Source organism: Mesorhizobium calcicola (assembly GCF_042682105.1).
GTDB classification, from domain to species: domain Bacteria; phylum Pseudomonadota; class Alphaproteobacteria; order Rhizobiales; family Rhizobiaceae; genus Mesorhizobium; species Mesorhizobium calcicola.
The window spans coordinates 218,437-235,472 of the sequence record NZ_JBHUGY010000031.1; the positions used below are offsets into that span (position 1 = coordinate 218,437).

14 protein-coding genes are annotated in these 17,036 nt (G+C 62.2%); 10 read left to right on the top strand and 4 right to left on the bottom strand.

Annotation, left to right across the window (positions count from 1 at the left end):
* Positions 1–40: 40 nt before the first annotated feature.
* Positions 41–736 carry an SDR family NAD(P)-dependent oxidoreductase gene (locus tag ACFSQT_RS20935; RefSeq protein WP_379021659.1) on the bottom strand — a complete coding sequence of 232 codons (696 nt, stop codon included), beginning with the start codon at positions 734–736 and terminating at the stop codon, positions 41–43.
* Here ACFSQT_RS20935 and ACFSQT_RS20940 point away from each other — a divergent pair.
* Positions 730–1,251, top strand: a complete 522-nt coding sequence (locus ACFSQT_RS20940; protein WP_379021661.1) for an APC family permease — start codon at positions 730–732, stop codon at positions 1,249–1,251. The genes ACFSQT_RS20935 and ACFSQT_RS20940 overlap by 7 nt on opposite strands.
* Positions 1,252–1,440: 189 nt before the next feature.
* Here ACFSQT_RS20940 and ACFSQT_RS20945 read toward each other — a convergent pair whose 3' ends face one another.
* Complete coding sequence (locus ACFSQT_RS20945; protein ID WP_031261243.1) at positions 1,441–1,881, bottom strand: Lrp/AsnC family transcriptional regulator; 441 nt, start codon at positions 1,879–1,881, stop codon at positions 1,441–1,443.
* Positions 1,882–2,018: 137 nt separating this feature from the next.
* Between ACFSQT_RS20945 and rocF the strand changes: the two genes are divergently transcribed.
* The 4 genes from rocF to ACFSQT_RS20965 all read left to right on the top strand — a co-directional run bounded on the left by rocF (position 2,019) and on the right by ACFSQT_RS20965 (position 5,116).
* On the top strand, positions 2,019–2,951 hold the full coding sequence (rocF, locus tag ACFSQT_RS20950) for an arginase (RefSeq protein ID WP_379021664.1): 933 nt from the start codon (positions 2,019–2,021) through the stop codon (positions 2,949–2,951).
* Between the two features lie 2 nt (positions 2,952–2,953).
* Positions 2,954–4,009, top strand: a complete 1,056-nt coding sequence (locus ACFSQT_RS20955; RefSeq protein WP_379021666.1) for an ornithine cyclodeaminase — start codon at positions 2,954–2,956, stop codon at positions 4,007–4,009.
* Positions 4,010–4,109: 100 nt separating this feature from the next.
* Positions 4,110–4,523 carry a TetR/AcrR family transcriptional regulator gene (locus tag ACFSQT_RS20960; protein WP_379021668.1) on the top strand — a complete coding sequence of 138 codons (414 nt, stop codon included), beginning with the start codon at positions 4,110–4,112 and terminating at the stop codon, positions 4,521–4,523.
* Positions 4,524–4,582: 59 nt separating this feature from the next.
* Positions 4,583–5,116 (top strand): sigma-70 family RNA polymerase sigma factor, encoded by a 534-nt coding sequence (locus tag ACFSQT_RS20965; protein WP_379021943.1) that lies wholly within the window; start codon positions 4,583–4,585, stop codon positions 5,114–5,116.
* A gap of 190 nt (positions 5,117–5,306) precedes the next feature.
* Here the strand turns inward: ACFSQT_RS20965 and ACFSQT_RS20970 are convergent, their stop codons facing one another.
* Together ACFSQT_RS20970 and ACFSQT_RS20975 are read right to left on the bottom strand one after the other, a co-directional pair.
* Positions 5,307–5,966, bottom strand: coding sequence for a response regulator transcription factor (locus ACFSQT_RS20970; RefSeq protein WP_379021670.1), 660 nt, complete (start codon positions 5,964–5,966; stop codon positions 5,307–5,309).
* A gap of 369 nt (positions 5,967–6,335) precedes the next feature.
* Entirely contained in the window at positions 6,336–6,725 is a 390-nt protein-coding gene (locus tag ACFSQT_RS20975) for a response regulator transcription factor (RefSeq protein WP_379021672.1), read from the bottom strand.
* Between the two features lie 420 nt (positions 6,726–7,145).
* Between ACFSQT_RS20975 and ACFSQT_RS20980 the strand changes: the two genes are divergently transcribed.
* The 5 genes from ACFSQT_RS20980 to ACFSQT_RS21000 all read left to right on the top strand — a co-directional run bounded on the left by ACFSQT_RS20980 (position 7,146) and on the right by ACFSQT_RS21000 (position 16,734).
* Entirely contained in the window at positions 7,146–8,222 is a 1,077-nt protein-coding gene (locus ACFSQT_RS20980; protein WP_379021674.1) for a helix-turn-helix transcriptional regulator, read from the top strand.
* Between the two features lie 99 nt (positions 8,223–8,321).
* Positions 8,322–10,610 carry an FdhF/YdeP family oxidoreductase gene (locus ACFSQT_RS20985; RefSeq protein WP_379021676.1) on the top strand — a complete coding sequence of 763 codons (2,289 nt, stop codon included), beginning with the start codon at positions 8,322–8,324 and terminating at the stop codon, positions 10,608–10,610.
* Between the two features lie 524 nt (positions 10,611–11,134).
* Entirely contained in the window at positions 11,135–11,920 is a 786-nt protein-coding gene (locus ACFSQT_RS20990) for an alpha/beta fold hydrolase (RefSeq protein WP_379021678.1), read from the top strand.
* Between the two features lie 393 nt (positions 11,921–12,313).
* Positions 12,314–15,487, top strand: a complete 3,174-nt coding sequence (locus ACFSQT_RS20995) for an efflux RND transporter permease subunit (protein WP_379021680.1) — start codon at positions 12,314–12,316, stop codon at positions 15,485–15,487.
* On the top strand, positions 15,484–16,734 hold the full coding sequence (locus ACFSQT_RS21000) for an efflux RND transporter periplasmic adaptor subunit (RefSeq protein WP_379021682.1): 1,251 nt from the start codon (positions 15,484–15,486) through the stop codon (positions 16,732–16,734). The genes ACFSQT_RS20995 and ACFSQT_RS21000 overlap by 4 nt, the downstream gene beginning before the upstream one ends.
* The last annotated feature ends 302 nt before the right edge of the window (positions 16,735–17,036 follow it).

Here is a 17,036-nt window from a genome sequence, read left to right on the forward strand (position 1 = left end):
CGGCAACGGCCGCCGGCTGCGGAGATCTGCTACCTGTGCGTCAAAAATTCTCCACCCAAGGCCGCAATTCGATCTCCCACGTCCAGGCGCTTCGATGCTGCAGATGGATCGCGAGATAGGCATCGGCGATCGCGTCCGGCGAAAGCCAGCGGTCGGGCGGGGTCGAGTCCGGCGACCGCACCGGGTCGCCGGATGCTATGCCGCCATCGATGACGAAATGCGCCACGTGGATGTTCTTTGGCGCAAGCTCGCGCGCCATCGACTGCGCCAACCCACGCAGACCGAACTTCGGCATTGCGAAACCGGCAGAAATGGCGAAGCCCTTGACGCTGGCCGTGGCTCCCGTGAACAGGATCGATCCGGCGCCTGCGGCCTGCAACCGACGTGCGGCTTGCTGGCCGAACAGAAAGCCGCCATAGGCACCCACGAGCAATGCTTTTTTCACCTCCTCCGGATCGAGATCGGCAATGCCGCCGCGCACCCGGCCGGCCGCATTGAAGATCGCCAGCGAGAGCGGGCCGATGCCATCCACCGCATGGAACAGGTCTTCCACCGATGCCGGGTCCGACACGTCGGTTGAAATCACCTCGGCGCCGGTCTCGGTGGCAAGCGCGTCGAGCTTTGCGACATTGCGCGCCGCCAGCACCAGCTTGAATCCCTGGCGGCTGAATACCCTCGCCAACGAGGCGCCAAGCCCGGATCCCACACCTGCGATAACAGCGACGTTGGTTGTCATGGTTTTTCTCCGGGGTTGCGTCCTTCACGGCGGAGCCGGACGAAGGCCTGCTGCCTGCAGCCTTCGGGCGCACCCACGCGGATCATCAGAGCCCGCACATCGGCTCGGTCGTTCAGACGATCGGCGCCCTGGTCGTGCTGGCGATCTTCGCAGCGCTCGGGCTGGACCCGGTGCTCAACATGTTCACCTGGATCAGCCAGGTCGGCACGCTCGGCGTGCTCGGCATGATGACCGTCACCTCGCTCGCGGTCATCGTCTTCTTCCGCAAGAAGCACAGCGGCGCGCCAGCGCTGTCGACCGTGATCCTGCCTGCCCTGTCAGGGCTCATCATGGCCGCCCTGTTCGTCTACATCTTCCTGCATTTCGGCGACCTCACCGGCACCACCGGCGGCATGCTCGGGATCATCTTGCCGGCATTGATCCCGGCCGCCGCCGTGGTGGGATACATATTGGCGTTGCGGCTGGAGAAGGCCGATCCAGTCCGCTTCGCCAATATGGGCGTAAACCAGATTTAGGAAACGATGGGCGGAATCGAATCCCGTTCGGAAGATGGCGGCGGCGCGAAATAATCGCGCCGCCGCCATTGGTCTCAATGGCGCGCCATTGGTGCCGCCCGAGCGAGTTTCGCGCCCAGGCTCATGCCTGAACCGCGGCTCCTCCGTTCTGCGTGGCGTCGCAAGCCTGCAGAATCGCCTGTTCGCTCCTTACGTTAGTCGTGCTCGCGTCGTGCGCGGCGTGGCCAGGAGCAGGCTCGTTTCGCTGCCCGTTATGCCGGCTATGAGGCGGATGCGCCGCAGCACTGCATCGAAATCGGTCAGTGAGGCGGTCCCGAGCTCGACCACCAGGTCCCAGCGGCCATTGGTGGTGTGGATGGTCGAGACTTCGGGGAAGCCGCCCAGCGCACGGACCACGCGGTCGGCGGCATGGCCCTCGATCTCGATGAGCATGATACCGCGGATGCGCTGATCGACGGCATCGGCGCGCAGCACCACCGTGTAGCCGATGATGTCGCCGGACCGTTCCAGCCGCTCCATACGCGCCCTGACCGTGGCGCGCGAGACGCCAAGATCGACGGCGAGGTCCGACACGCTGCGCCGCGCGTCATGCCGCAGCAACGTCACCAGCCGTTCGTCCAGCGCATCCATCAGGGTGTTACCACTTTGATCAATTCTGCCGCCATTACGATAGATGATGCTTTGCGAATTGCCAATTCTACCTGTTCATGTTGCCGGCTCGCCATGATCTCCTCTCGCCCATTCGAACTTGGGGAGCGAGAACAACAATGCTTTGCAGAATCGTCGGGGCGCCGGTGCAGGACGGTGCCGGCAGAATGGGCTGCGAAATGGGGCCGAGTGCGCTGCGGACCGCCGGACTTGTTGAGGTGCTGTCCGGCCTCGGCCACGCTGTCGAGGATATGGGCGCCGTCCAGGCAATTCCGGCAAAGCGCGTCGTGCATGGCAATTTGGCGCTGAAGGCCCTGCCCGAAATATCGGCCTGGACATCCGCCATTGCCGCGGCCGCCTACGCGGCGAGCGAGGATGCCATGCCGATCTTTCTCGGCGGCGACCATTCGATCTCGGCCGGGACCGTGTCGGGCCTCGCCCGCCGTGCCGCCGAGACCGGGCGCCCGCTGTTCGTGCTGTGGCTCGACGCGCATCCGGACTTCCACACGCTCGACACCACCGCCAGCGGCAATCTGCACGGTGTCCCGCTCGCTTATGCCAGCGGCCAGCCGGGTTTTAGTGGCTATTTCCCGGATCTGCCGGCAGCGGTCGATCCCACGCGTATCTGCACCATGGGCCTGCGCAGTGTCGATCCGGCCGAGCGCAGCGCGCTCAGCGAGGCCGGCGTGACTGTGCATGACATGCGCGCCATAGACGAGCATGGCATCGCGCCGCTGCTGCGCGCCTTCCTGGCGCGCGTGTCGGCGGAAGACGGGCTGCTGCATGTCAGTCTCGACGTCGACTTCCTCGACCCGTCCATTGCCCCGGCAGTCGGCACCACGGTTCCCGGTGGCGCGACGTTCCGCGAGGCGCATCTGGTGATGGAGATGCTGTCCGACAGCGGCCTCGTCTCCAGCCTGGATCTGGTCGAGTTGAATCCGTTTCTGGACGAACGTGGCCGAACCGCGACGCTGATGGTCGACCTGACGGCGAGCCTGATGGGCCGCCGCATCATGGACCGCCCGACCCGCAGCCATTCCGGGAGTTTTTGATCATGACTACGGCAAAGCTGAACATCGTCCCCTTCGTCAGCGTCGACCGCATGATGAAGCTGGTGATTGCCATCGGTGTCGAGCGCTTCCTGACCGAGCTCGCCAGCTACATCGAGGAAGACTTCCGTCGTTGGGAACTTTTCGACAAGACGCCTCGCATCGCCTCGCACAGCCATGACGGCGTCATCGAACTGATGCCAACAAGCGACGGGCGCCTCTACGGCTTCAAATACGTCAACGGCCATCCGAAGAACATGCGCCAGGGTTTGCAGACGGTCACTGCCTTCGGCGTGCTCGCCGATGTCGGCAGCGGCTACCCGATGCTGCTCACCGAAATGACCATCCTCACCGCGCTGCGCACCGCCGCCACATCCGCCGTCGCGGCCAAGTATCTGGCGCCGAGCGGCGCGCGCACCATGGCCATCATCGGCAATGGCGCGCAGTCGGAATTCCAGGCGATCGCCTTCAAGGCGCTGACCGGCGTCGACCGGCTCAGGCTTTATGACATCGACCGGTCCGCCTCGCTGAAATGCGCGAAGAACCTGGCTGGCATGGGTTTCGACATCACCATATGCGAAACCGGTCAGGAAGCGGTTGAAGGTGCCGACATCATCACGACGGTTACCGCAGACAAGCAGTGCGCCACCATTCTCACCGACAACATGGTCGGCGCCGGCGTCCACATCAACGCCGTCGGCGGCGATTGCCCCGGCAAGACCGAACTGCACAGGGATATCCTGCTGCGCTCCGACATCTTCGTCGAGTTCCCGCCACAGACACGCATCGAGGGCGAGATCCAGCAGCTGGATCCCAACCATCCGGTGACCGAACTCTGGCAAGTGATCGCCGCCAGGGCGCAAGGCCGCCGGGACGCCAAGCAGATCACGCTGTTCGATTCGGTCGGCTTCGCCATCGAGGATTTTTCGGCGCTGCGCTATGTGCGTGACCAGTTGCAAGCAACCGGCCTCTACGAGGAACTCGACCTGCTCGCCGATCCGGACGAGCCGCGCGACCTGTTCGGCATGCTGCTGAGAGCGGCCATGCAGCCGGCAGCTTAAGAAAACTCGCCCAAAAGCGTTCGCCGTCTCGCCCCAAGGTTGGTGACACCGGTTCGACAGCTCGCTTGACGGTGCCCTTGCGCTTGCCTAATCCAGTTCCATGTCGAAGACGGAAGATTCCAAGGAAGGGCGGCGACCCGCGCATCGCGTCCGTGCCGTCCCCGACACGCCTCGGCGCGAAGAACAGCGCGCCGAGCGCCGCCGTCAGTTGATCGATGCTGCCCTGGAAGCAATCGCAGAGCGTGGATTTGCGGCCTGCACCGTTTACGATATCGCCCGGCACGCCGGCCTTTCCCATGGTCTGGTCAACTTCCATTTCGACAGCAAGGAAAGCCTGTTCGAGTGCGTGATCGACACGCTGGCAGCAGAGTTTCGGGCCGCCTGGCAGCTCGCCTTGCAGCGTTCAGAAGCCGATCCGGCGGAACGCGTAAGGGCGCTGGCGTTGGCTCCACTGGACAAGGCGATCTGCTCGCGCAGCAAGCTGTCGCGTCTCATGATCTTACCTTCCTGCTAAAGTTCTCGACGGCGTTTACCACTCCCGTTCTTGTAGGCTATCTTGACCTGAGAACTTTGCTGCAGCGCAAACAAGGTGGGAAACAAAAAGGCCGCGGTGCGCCACTGCCGCCCGCCGCGGAGATTCCACGGCTGCGCGGCTATGCGCGCGCGCTGCTGCGGGACCGCGATGCCGCCGACGACCTTGTGCAGGACAGCCTCGAACGGGCGCTGTCGAGGATGGCGAACTGGACGGCTGGCGATACGCCGCGCCGCTGGCTGCTCACGATCATGCACAATCTGTTCGTCGACCAGTTGCGGCGCGCCAAACGCCATGCCCAGGCGGTGACCACGATCTCAGAAACGATAGATGCGATCGCGACGTCGCCACAGATCGACAGGCTCATATCGGTGGACGTGTTCTCGGCGCTTCAGCAGATCAATCCTGAACGGCGTGCAGCACTCGTGCTTGTCGCGGTCGAAGGCCTCTCCTATGCCGATGCCACGAAAGCGCTGGGTATTCCGGCAGGCACGCTGACGTCGCGGATCGCCAGGGGCAGAGAGGAGCTGCGATCGATCCTCGAAGGTGTCTCGCGGCCAGGACGACCAGGGTGAGCGAAGAATGAACCGGCGCCGTTTGCATGACGAGCCCAAGGCACCGGCCGTCCACGCCGGCGGCGTCACTGGATGATATCCGGCGAACGGCGGAGCCAGCGTGGGGCCGGACCGCGGCTGCCGCATCGAGAACTGCTGGAGCGAGCGGGTGGGATCGAAAGATTTTTGCACGATGACGACTTTGCCATCGCTATTGGTTTGCGCTTCGAAGGCCAAACCGCTCTGCAATCCGTACCAGATCGGGCAAGGTTCGGACCGCCATCTTCCGCATGAGATGCCCGCGATGGATCTTGACCGTAATTTCGCTGAGGCCCATCTCGCCCGCTATCTGCTTGTTCATCAAGCCCTTGGTCACGAAAAGCATGACCTCCTTTTCGCGAGAAGTCAGTGTTTGGTACAGGGCTGATATCGTCGCCGCTTCCTGGTCGGATTCCCACCTTATGCGATCGGTCTCGAGCGCGCCGTAGACCGCATCAAGCATGTCTTGGTCCCGGAATGGTTTGGTCAGAAAATCGATCGCCCCGGCCTTCATCGCGCGCACCGACATCGGAACATCGCCGTGTCCGGTCATGAAGACGATCGGCATTTGAATGTTCGACTTTGCAAGATGAGCCTGGAAATCGAGGCCGCTTACGCCGGGCAACCGGATATCGAGCACGAGGCAGCTTGGCGTTTCCGGCAGCTTGCCCTGCAGGAATTGGCTGGCGGAGGCAAACAGCTCGACATGCAGCCCCACGGATCTGAACAGGCCCCTCAGGGCATCCCGCACAGCATTATCATCATCGATGACATAGACGGTCGCCGCAAAAGCGGTCGACCCGGTTCGGCCTGGATTGGAGCCTGCTGTCACGATAGCGAAACGCCTCTCACGATTCCTGCTGCAGAATGGCACAGCGCCATCTTAGCATATTTATCTGGCAAGGAGGCCCGCCACAGGGCGAGACGTGGTCGCGACTTGTCGGCAACGCCGAGAGAGATCGGACCGCTTGCGCGATGGGTCGTTCAAATGCACTGTCTGTACCACCGATCCACCTGCCGGCGCAGTTCATGCGCGCTGATGCGCAGCGGTGCCAGACAGGCGATCACCGAAACCTGCCTGGAATTCAACCGCACAGGTTGGCGGCAATCTTCCCGGAACGAACGCAAATGCCGATTTGGAGCGGACGCGACTTTGCTCCAAGATCATGGAGGTGGCAGCGCTCGGATCACCACGAAGAGGTCATTCCGGCTTGTTTTCGCGAGGCCAGTTCAGGGCATTGTCGATGCACCGGATCATGGCGACGGCGTCAAAAGGCTTGTAGAAGAAGCCTGCCGCCCCCGCAGCAAGGGCATTTTGCCGGATGCGTTCTTCAGGATAGGCCGTGATAAAGATCACCGGAACGGTGTGGCCACGTGCCGAGAGCAACGTCTGCAGCTCCAAACCGTTCATTCCCGGCATCTGCACATCGGTAATGACACAGCATGCGTCAGCGAGCCGGGGCGAACGCAAGAGTTCCTCACCCGAGGCAAACAGGTTCGCGGCAAAGCCGAATGAACGCATCAGATTCGCGGTGGACGTGCGGACCGCCTCGTCGTCGTCAACGATGGCAATCATCGGAATTTTCGGCATCTCGGTGTCCTCCCGGAGACTGTGTCATCCGGCGTCGCCCGGCGCGATGTCATCTCGGCGTCAGCATACAGCGCAGAGCCAGGACCGAAACTATACAGAGGTTTGAGCGAGCTGAGGTTCACAGGCAGCGATGCCGTGACCTGGCGACCGGTCGGAGAACCGTACGGTTACGCCTCGGTGTCAAGGTTCAACTGCGCGGTGGGATATCACTATCGCACGGCGCCGTCGACCTCCCGCGCAAGGTTGCCGTCATCACCAGAGCGCCCAAGGCCCCGCCGCCAATAGTAGATACCATCGTATATGCCGCATAGATGATGATATGATTCATTCAGACTGCCATTCAATGGAGCAGGTTTCCCACCCGTGTACCTTTGCCCGGCAAGCAGAAGGAAATTCTGAGGGCAGAGGAGCATCGTCCCAATGCAGTTCCACTCATTATCTGAATCCGAATATTACGATCGGCAGCCGGGAGAGGATCGGCCCGTCCTTCCTCGGCGCGACGGCATGGCCCGACCGATGCACGCCGCCGGCCCGCCCCAAACGCCTGAATTCGGCTCCTCATTGTTCGACCCATTCGACGCAAGCTGCAGCGCCTACCCGGTAGCACCAGATTCCGGCATGATTTCGATCCCCCTCACTCATATGAATGTCGTTCTCTCGGTGTCCACCGCAGCGATGCTGCAACCCTGTCGCGGCGGTCTGACGATGCATGCAAATGCAGTGGCAGACCCTGATCCCGCGGCGGTGCCCAGGGGGGGCATGGCGCAATTCGCCGAAGTAGGCCGAAGCGTGATCGACGGGCTGAATATCTTGCACGCGCCCCGGGACCTCGGCCTTGCCGAGCTGGTTCCGGAACGGCACTCCTCTGATCCGGTCGTCGAGCGTCTTTCCAGAGCGCTCGAGGCGGCCCAAGGCAGCCATGATGGATTTGGCAATCTCTATGCCGACGCGGTCCGCCTTGCCATCGTAACCCGCTTGCTCACGTTGCGCTCAGATCCGCAACCGGACCTGGATGAGCCGGCGGCACGCGCCACGGCCGCGCTGCCGAAATGGCGGTGGAAGCGCGTCGTCGAATACATCGATTCACATCTCGATGAGACGATTACGCTTGCCGACATGGCGGCAGTGGCGGGGCTCAGCCGAATGTATTTCGCCGCACAGTTCCGGGCCGCCACCGGCATTCGCCCGCATGAGTTCCTACTGCGGCGACGGATTGACCGCGCCAAGCAGATGCTCCTCGAGACCGAGATGACCCTGGTCGAAGTGGCGCTGAACGTGGGCTTTCAGAACCAAGCCCATTTCACCACGATCTTCAGACGTTTCGTTGGCGAGACACCCTATCGCTGGCGTTGCGGCAATCGCTCGGATGTTGCAGATCGCGCTTCCGACAGCGATCCCGCCAGTTGGCGCTACACGCCTCGTGGGTCGGATATGCGGCCCATTCAGCTGGCATCTCCGGGAGAGTTGCCACCCCGCAGCGCTGCCGGCGCAACATAGTCGACATCGCCGGCGGCACCGCTGCTGTGGAACGATGTTGCTTACTGGAATGCTCCTTGCCCAGGGAGGATTCTTCAGCTCTCCGTAAAGGCATCTCCAATGGCCAATGATATCCGTCCCTACAATGCCCCGGCCGGCGGATGGGGAGCGCTCAAGGCGCTGGGCGAACACCTTGTCGAGCAGGGAATCCCGATCAAGGGGGCGGTCACCCTGGGGCGTATGAACCAGCCGGAGGGATTTGATTGCCCCGGCTGCGCCTGGCCGGACCCCAAGCACACTTCATCCTTCGAGTTTTGCGAGAACGGGGGCAAGGCGGTTGCCTGGGAAGCCACGGCGAAACGCTGCACGCCGGAGTTTTTCGCGGCCCATAGCGTTGTCGAGCTTTCAAGCTGGAGCGATTTCGATCTCGAGATGGTTGGGCGACTGACCCATCCGATGGCCTACGACGCCGCATCCGACCACTACGTGCCGGTCGGTTGGGACGAGGCCTTTGCAACCGTTGCCGGCCACCTCAACGGGTTGCCGGATCCCAACATGGCCGAGTTCTACACATCCGGCCGCACCTCGAACGAGGCAGCGTTCCTCTACCAGCTCTTCGTGCGCGAGTTCGGCACCAACAATTTCCCTGATTGCTCGAACATGTGCCACGAGGCTACCAGTGTCGGCCTGCCGCACTCGCTTGGCGTCGGTAAGGGTACCTGCCTGCTTTCCGATTTCGACAAGACGGACTGCATCTTCATCTTCGGACAGAATCCGGGCACGAACAGCCCTCGCATGATGACGAGCCTGCGCAACGCCTCGCGGCGCGGCGCAACCATCATGTCCTTCAATCCGTTCCGCGAGCGCGCCCTGGAGCGATTCCAGTCGCCCCAGAGCCCAGTCGAAATGGCAACGCTTACGTCGACGCCGATCAGCGCCAAGCTTTATCAGGTGCGAGTCGGCGGCGACGTCGCGGTCGTCAAGGGAGTGATGAAAGTTCTCATGGAGGCAGACGATGCGGCGCGCGCAGGCGAACTGCCGGCGATCCTCGACTGGGATTTCATCAAGGGCCATACCACGGGTATCGAGGCTCTCGCCGCGGACCTGCGGGCGACGCGATGGGAGGACATCGTGTCTCAGTCGGGGCTCGCTCGCGACGACATCGAATATGCCGCTCGCGCCTATATGCAGGCCGAACGAGCGATCATTGTCTATGGCATGGGCATCACGCAGCACCGGCGGGGCGCACAAAGCGTGCAGCAGTTGGCCAACCTCGCGCTGCTGCGCGGCCATATCGGCCGGGAGGGCGCCGGACTTTGCCCCGTACGTGGCCATTCCAACGTCCAGGGCGATCGCACGGTTGGCATCACCGAAACGCCGACGAAGGAATTTCTCGATCGGCTCGAGCGCCGCTTCGGCTTCAAGCCGCCATCCCAGCACGGCCACAACGTCGTCACCGCACTGGAGGCCATGAAAGACGGCAAGGTGAAAGTGTTCCTCGCCATAGGTGGCAACTTCGTATCCGCCATCCCCGACTGGGAGGTGACACGCGCTGCCTTGCGCAAGCTCGACCTGACGGTCCAAGTGTCGACCAAGCTCAATCGCAGCCATCTGATACACGGGCGCGAAGCGCTGATCCTGCCTTGCCTCGGGCGCACCGAAATCGACGTCCAGGCAACAGGGCCGCAGTCGGTCACGGTCGAGGATTCGATGTCGATGGTGCACGCCTCGGCAGGCCGCAATGCTCCGGCGTCAGAGCACCTGAGGAGCGAACCTGCAATAGTCGCCGGCATTGCGCGGGCGACGCTGGGTGCACGTTCCGTCGTCGACTGGGAAAGCTTTGCCGCCGACTACGACCTTATCCGCGACGCGATCGAAGACGTGTTCCCGATCTTCCAGGGCTACAATGCCCGCATTCGCATTCCAGGCGGCTTCCATCTGACGTCAAACGCGCGCGAACGCATCTGGGCGACAGCTTCCGGCAAGGCGAACTTCCTTGTCTTCGACGGTCTCGGCGAGGATCCGCCCCAGGACAGTCTCGACGTACTATGGCTGGCGACGGTGCGCAGTCATGATCAGTACAACACCACGATATATTCGATGTCCGACCGCTATCGCGGTGTCTTCGGTCAGCGCGACGTGGTCTTCCTCAACGAACAGGAGATGGAAAGGCGTGGTCTCCAGGCCGACGACCGCGTCGACTTGATCACTGTGTCCACCGACGACGTTGAGCGCCGCCTGTCCAATTTTCGGATCGTCCCGTATGCGTTCCCGAATGGCAGCTGTGCTGCCTACTACCCCGAGGCAAACCCTCTCGTGCCGCTCTATTTGCACGATCCGATGAGCTTCACGCCCACCTACAAAGCAATTCCAATTCGCATTTCGCGCTCGCGTGCCGAGGCGGTTTGATCATCGGCGTGGCCGCGTGCCTCAGTTCATCCTCGCCATGGACTTTTCCTACCGTCTCGATGTCGTGTGCTTCTCGTTGACAGACGTTCCTTCGCGAAAGCGAACGGACTCAATATCAATACTTTTCGAGGCGTTGCCCACGGCGAAGCGTTGCGTTGGAGGCGAAGCTCGCATGCACGCTGCGCACGCGCCATTCTGCCGAACTCCTGAGGCGCCCGTCCGCTCCTCCCGCGGGTGCCCGAACTGGCGGTGGGTCGCATCAGCGATCCCCGCCTTTTTTGTGGCTTCGGTCGTTGCGGACGGCTGGCGCGCCCGTCACGTTCACCGCCGGACCTGTCCGTGCGCGGCGAGAAAGGCAGGGGCGTTTCTGAAAGACGCCGAACCGCGAAATCGAGATTGTCGCAACGAGCTGCCTCCGCCAACGCCTCGGCAGCGGAGCCGGCCGCAGGATTTGCTGCCGCATCGCCGGCCTCATCTCGGTCATCGGCGCGTTCGATTGTTTGCAAGAAGGAAAGAAGAGACCCATGCGCGAGATTATCAATGCCATCGCAATTGCCATCACTCTCGGCCTGTCCGGAGCCGCCGTGGCGGACGCCGCAGACAATGCCAAGCCCGCGCCCAAGCCCGCGCATGCCGTGGCGCGCAACGTCGTGCTCGTGCACGGAGCGTGGGCGGACGGATCGAGCTGGGCCGAGGTGATCCCGCTCCTTCAGGCAGCCGGCCTGAAAGTGACCGCGGTGCAGAATCCGCTGACGTCGCTGGCGGACTCGGTCGCGGAGACGCGCCGGGCGCTGGCGCTGCAGGATGGGCCAACCGTGCTGGTAGCGCATTCCTGGGGCGGCACCGTCATCAGCGAAGCGGGGACTGATCCCAAGGTTACATCGCTGGTCTATGTGGCTGCGCGAGCACCGGATGCCGGTGAGGATTTCGTCGCTCTCTCCGCAGAATTTCCCGCCGGACCCGTCCGGGCCGGCATCCAGGTGAATGATGGTTTCACCAGATTGTCCGAAGATTCATTCCTGAAGTATTTCGCGAACGGTGTCGCGCCCAGGCAAGCGAAGATCCTGTATGCGGTTCAGGAACCCACCGCAGCGACTATCTTCGGCGGACGAACCACCGAAGCCGCATGGCATTCCAAGCCATCGTTCTATGCGGTGTCGAAGCAGGACAAGACGATCAATCCTGACCTCGAACGGTTTCTCGCGAAACGCATGCACGCGACGACGGTGGAGATCGATGCGGGCCACCTGTCGCTGGTTTCCCATCCCAAGGAGGTCGCCGACCTCATTCTGGCTGCCGCGGGCCGATGACATTGGATTTGAAACTGCCCCCGGCGAAGCGATGCGGACGGGCCTGCCGGCCTGGGCGGGCCGTCCCGACGACGACCCGCCCGCTGCGCGCTGCATCCACATGCAGGCAGGAATGGTCTCGCTCGCTGCACTGATGTGCCCAAACCAGCCCTTGCCCGGCAAAGCTGACGATGACTGACGGTCGCGTCCGGGGCGAATTGCGCCCGGCCATGAGCCTGGCGGCGTCACAGGGCAAGGCTCGGCACCGACGTCTTTTTTGAGCGCAAGCACCGGACATTCAAAGCAATGGGCGCAAAGTCATTTCGCAGACACGCACTAAAATCCGGCTATACGGCGACGTTCATCGCTTGAGCCGTTCCGACTAACGTCGCCAGGAAGGTCATCGGCTGAGATATGGGCATCGTTCGGTTCGCGCTGCGATTTCCGCACACGTTCTACGTGCTGGCTGCCTTGATCCTCTTTCTCGGCGCCGTCGCAAGTCGCGAGATGCGGACGGATATCTTTCCGGAAATCAACATTCCGGTGGTGACGGTAATCTGGAGCTATGGCGGCCTCAGCACGCCGGAGATGGAACAGCGCGTCACTACGTACAGCCAGTATGCGATCAGCTCGAACGTCAATGGTATCAGGAACATCGAGGCGCAGACTTTAGGGGGACTGTCGGTCCAGAAGATCTTTTTTCAACAGGACGTGAATCTTGACCTCGCGATCGCGCAGATCGTCTCGGCGACAAACGCCATTCGTGCCCTCCTGCCACCGGGAATCCAGGCACCTCTCGTGGTCCAGTTCAACGCCTCCAGCGTGCCGGTCCTGCAGATCAGCCTGAGCTCGGACACACTCAACGAGCAGCAGCTCTACGACTACGGCATCTACCGGATCCGCCAGCAATTGGCCCCGATCCCGGGTATCACCCTGCCGACACCGGCGGGCGGAAAATACCGCCAGATCATGGTCGACCTCGACCCATCGAAGCTTCTTGCCAAGGGCCTGACGCCTCTTGACGTCGTCAACGCGGTAAACGCGCAGAACCTGACATTGCCGTCGGGCACCGCCAAGATCGGCAACACACAATACGTCGTCCGCACCAACGCAACGCCGGCAACCATCGACGAGCTCAACGATATTCCGGTCAAGGTCGTGAACGGGGCCACATTGTTCGTCAAGGATGTTGGCCAGGTCCATGACGGATGGCTCGTTCAGCAGAATATCGTTCGCGAGAACGGCAAGCATTCGGTCCTCCTCAGCATCATCAAGAACGGGAATGCCTCGACGCTGGAGGTGGTCAATGCCGTTCGGGACGCCTTGAAGACGGCGCGTGCCGCAGCGCCTCCGGACATGGAGATCAGAGAGCTCTTTGACCAGTCGGTGTTTGTCAGGCAATCGATCGCGGGCGTGCTGCGCGAGGGCGCGATTGCGGCCGCGCTCACCGCGCTGATGATCCTGCTGTTTCTGGGATCGTGGCGATCGACGCTGGTCGTCATGATCTCGATCCCGCTTGCGATTCTGTCGTCGGTCGTCGTGCTGTATTTTCTTGGCGAGACGCTCAACACCATGACGCTGGGGGGCCTGGCGCTGGCGATCGGCATCCTCGTCGACGATTCAACGGTGACGCTCGAGAATACCCATCGCCTGCTTACCGAGGAAGGGCTGCAGCTGCCGCAGGCGACGCTGCATGGCGCAGCCGGCATCGCCGTGCCGACCCTGGTGTCGACGCTGGCCATAAGTTGTGTGTTCACATCGGTGGTCTTTCTAGAAGGGCCAGCAAAATATCTGTTCACACCGCTCGGTCTCGCCGTCGTTTTCGCGATGCTCGCGTCCTATGGGCTTTCGAGGACGCTCACGCCGATCACCATCGGGTTGCTGCTCAAGCGGGAACGCCACGGCGCGTCGACGGGCTGGTTCGGCAGGTTTCACGCCAGGTTCGAACGCGGTTTCGAGACCATGCGCCAGCGCTATGCAGAGTTGCTGGCCGTACTCCTGAAGCGGCGGTTCATCGTTCCCGTCATTGCCGTTCTGGTGCTCGCACTGGGTGGAGTGCTGTCGACGCTCGTCGGTCGCGATTTCTTTCCCGCGATCGACGGCGGCCAGATCCAGCTCCATGTGCGGGCTCCCGCGGGAACCCGGATCGAGGAAACGGAAAAGATCTTCCAGGCCGTCGAGGATAAGATCCGCGACATCGTTCCCGACCGCGATCTCGGGCTTGTCGTCGACAACATCGGCCTGCCGGCGCGTGCCTACAACCTGGCGTTCACCGACGGATCGACCATTGGTGTGAATGACGGCGTGATCCAGGTCGCATTGAAAGACGGCCACGCGCCGACTGCCGACTATGTGCGCACGTTGCGCGCGGCATTGCCCACCGCTTTTCCAGACGTTCAGTTCTACTTCCAGTCGGCCGATATCGTCACGCAGATCCTCAATTTCGGACTGCCGGCGCAGATCGACGTCCGTACGGTCGGCTACGACCGTGCCACGAACCTGCGGACCGCGATGGAGCTGCGGCGCCGCATCGCGGCCGTTCCCGGCGTCGTCGACGCACACTTGCAGCAGGAGGTCGATGGCCCCGCGTTCTACGCCGATATAGACCGCACGCGGGCGGCGCAGCTTGGCCTCAATGCCAGCACGATCGCCAACAACATCAACGTAAGCCTAAGTTCCTCCGAACAGGTGTCGCCGAACTTCTGGACCGACCCTACCACAGGCATTCCCTATTATCTTGCCGTCCAGACACCCGAACACGAGATCGCCTCTCTGAACGATCTCGGCAACATGCCCGTGTCCTCGACGGTCAACACCGCCGGCGCACAGGTTCCGGGGCTGCTCAGCAATGTCGCGACGTTCAAGCGCGACAGCCTGCCGACCAACGCCAATCAGGTGAACGTCCAGCCGGTCTACGAAGTCTACGCGAGCGTGCAGGGTCGCGATCTCGGAAGTGTCTCCCGTCAGATCAGCGCGATCGTCGCCGACCTCCAGAAGCAGCTTTCGCCCGGAAACAACATCCAGGTCATAGGCCAGATCCAGAGCATGAACGATGCCTTCTGGGATCTCGGCGTAGGCATCCTGTTCGCAGCGGTGCTCGTCTATCTGCTGACGGTCGTGAACTATCAGAACTTCAGCGACCCCTTCGTCGTCATCCTTGCCTTGCCGGCGACCTTGTGCGGCATCGTGACGATGCTGTTCATCACGGGCACAACGCTCAACGTGCCCTCACTGATGGGAGCGATCATGGCAGTCGGGGTCGCTTCGGCCAATTCCATTCTGCTCGTGACCTTCGCCCGAGACCAGCAGCTCGCGGGCAAGTCCGCGTTCGAAGCGGCGATCGAGGCCGGTCATACCCGGATCAGGCCGGTGCTCATGACCGCAGCCGCGATGATCGTTGGTATGGTTCCCATGGCGATCGGCGGGGCGGGCGAAGAACAGAATGCCGCGCTGGCGCGCGCGGTCATCGGGGGACTTCTGTTTGCAACACCCACGACGCTGCTCGTCGTGCCGTACCTGTTCGCGATGCTGCGCAAGGGACAGGATGGCAAGACGGCCCATGGCGTCTTCGAAGAGGAAATCGCATGACACCGAGGGACCCTCCGGATCTGCCCGCCGACACGGCGATGGATCGCGCGACAGAGCGGCCGCCGCGCCGGGGTGGAGGCTGGCTGCTCGCGTTGGGCGCGCTCATCCTACTGACCACGGGACTGGCCTATGGCGCTCAGGGATACTACTCGCGGAACCGGGAGACGGCGGCCGTCGCCGAGCAAGCGCGCGACTTCGTCCCGAAGGTGCGCGGTGCGGCGGTAAGGCCGAGCGGCGACATCGTGCACGTCAGTTTGCCCGCCACCACGACTGCCTACGACGTTGCCACCATCTTTGCGCGAGCCAGCGGCTATATCGAGAAGCGCGAGGCCGATATCGGGGACAAGGTCAAGAAAGGGCAGTTGCTGGCCAAGATTGCCGTGCCGGAACTCGACGACCAGATTCTGCAGGCCCAGGCAACTCTGGGGCAGCTCAAGGCGGCACTGCGACAGGCACAAGCCAATCTCGACCTCGCCAAGGTGACATGGCAGCGAGACAATCCCTTGGTGATCCAGGGCTGGATCACCAAGCAGCAGGGTACGATCGATGTACAAACCCTCAAGGCGCAGGAGGCGGCTGTCGGCGTCGCGCAGGCCAATGTGAATGCGCAGCAGGACCAGTTGCGCGTGCTCAACCAGCAACAGGCTTACCAGCAGGTCGTCGCCCCGTTCGACGGCATCATCACCCAACGCAACATCGATATCGGCAGCTTGGTGCAGGCTGATACGACCAACAGCACTTTCCTGTTCACCATCATGCAGGGAGATGTGATCCGTGCCCAAGTCTTTGTACCCCAAGACCTGGCCGTTGGCGTGACCCCAGGGGTCAAGGCCACAGTCCAGGTTCCCGAAATCCCCGGCCGGACCTTCCCCGGTACAGTGACGCGGATTGCCGATGCGCTGGCGCCAGGCACGCGGACTTTGCTGACCGAAATCGACATTCCGAACCCTGACGGAGCCCTCACGCCCGGCACCTATTGCACGGTCGAGCTCCAGATTCCGCGCAAGACGCCCAGCTTTTCCGTGCCGGCGGATGCGCTCATCTTCAACGCCGACGGGTTGCAGGTTGCCGTGGTCGAGGATGGCGTTGCGCACATCCGAAAGATATCGGTGGCGCGCGATCTCGGAACGGAGGTCGAGGTCCGTGACGGCGTCAAACAGGGTGACCTGGTGATTCTCAATCCGCCGGTCGAACTTGCCGAGGGCAGCAAGGTGCAGATCAGTCCTGCAGCCGCCGGAATACCCTAGAGCCGGATGATTTCAGGTCGAATCGACCTGAAATCTGAATCCGCCTCTAACTCAAAGAGATAGAGCATGATGTCGTCCGAAAACCGCTTCGCACTTTTCGGCATCATGCTCTAGTTCCGTTCACCCTGGTTCAGTTCAAGGGCGCCCGGCATGAAAATTGAGACCAACACTCCATACTACATTATACATGCATGATACCTTGATATACTGCGTATTACTTTCGATCTCTGCTAAATAAGCGATGCAGGCCGAGAACAGCAGAGGCGAGACGAACATCGTAACCCGAAGGTTCCCGAGTGCCT

Excerpts from the sequence above, each read along its gene's own strand:
- ACFSQT_RS20975 (WP_379021672.1), bottom strand. The coding sequence starts at position 6,725 with ATGCCGAAAATTCCGATGATTGCCATCGTTGACGACGACGAGGCGGTC.
- ACFSQT_RS20935 (WP_379021659.1), bottom strand. The coding sequence starts at position 736 with ATGACAACCAACGTCGCTGTTATCGCAGGTGTGGGATCCGGGCTTGGC.
- ACFSQT_RS20995 (WP_379021680.1), top strand. The coding sequence starts at position 12,314 with ATGGGCATCGTTCGGTTCGCGCTGCGATTTCCGCACACGTTCTACGTG.
- ACFSQT_RS20980 (WP_379021674.1), top strand. The coding sequence starts at position 7,146 with ATGCAGTTCCACTCATTATCTGAATCCGAATATTACGATCGGCAGCCG.
- ACFSQT_RS20945 (WP_031261243.1), bottom strand. The coding sequence starts at position 1,881 with ATGGATGCGCTGGACGAACGGCTGGTGACGTTGCTGCGGCATGACGCG.
- ACFSQT_RS20955 (WP_379021666.1), top strand. The coding sequence starts at position 2,954 with ATGACTACGGCAAAGCTGAACATCGTCCCCTTCGTCAGCGTCGACCGC.
- rocF (WP_379021664.1), top strand. The coding sequence starts at position 2,019 with ATGCTTTGCAGAATCGTCGGGGCGCCGGTGCAGGACGGTGCCGGCAGA.
- ACFSQT_RS20960 (WP_379021668.1), top strand. The coding sequence starts at position 4,110 with ATGTCGAAGACGGAAGATTCCAAGGAAGGGCGGCGACCCGCGCATCGC.
- ACFSQT_RS21000 (WP_379021682.1), top strand. The coding sequence starts at position 15,484 with ATGACACCGAGGGACCCTCCGGATCTGCCCGCCGACACGGCGATGGAT.
- ACFSQT_RS20990 (WP_379021678.1), top strand. The coding sequence starts at position 11,135 with ATGCGCGAGATTATCAATGCCATCGCAATTGCCATCACTCTCGGCCTG.
- ACFSQT_RS20985 (WP_379021676.1), top strand. The coding sequence starts at position 8,322 with ATGGCCAATGATATCCGTCCCTACAATGCCCCGGCCGGCGGATGGGGA.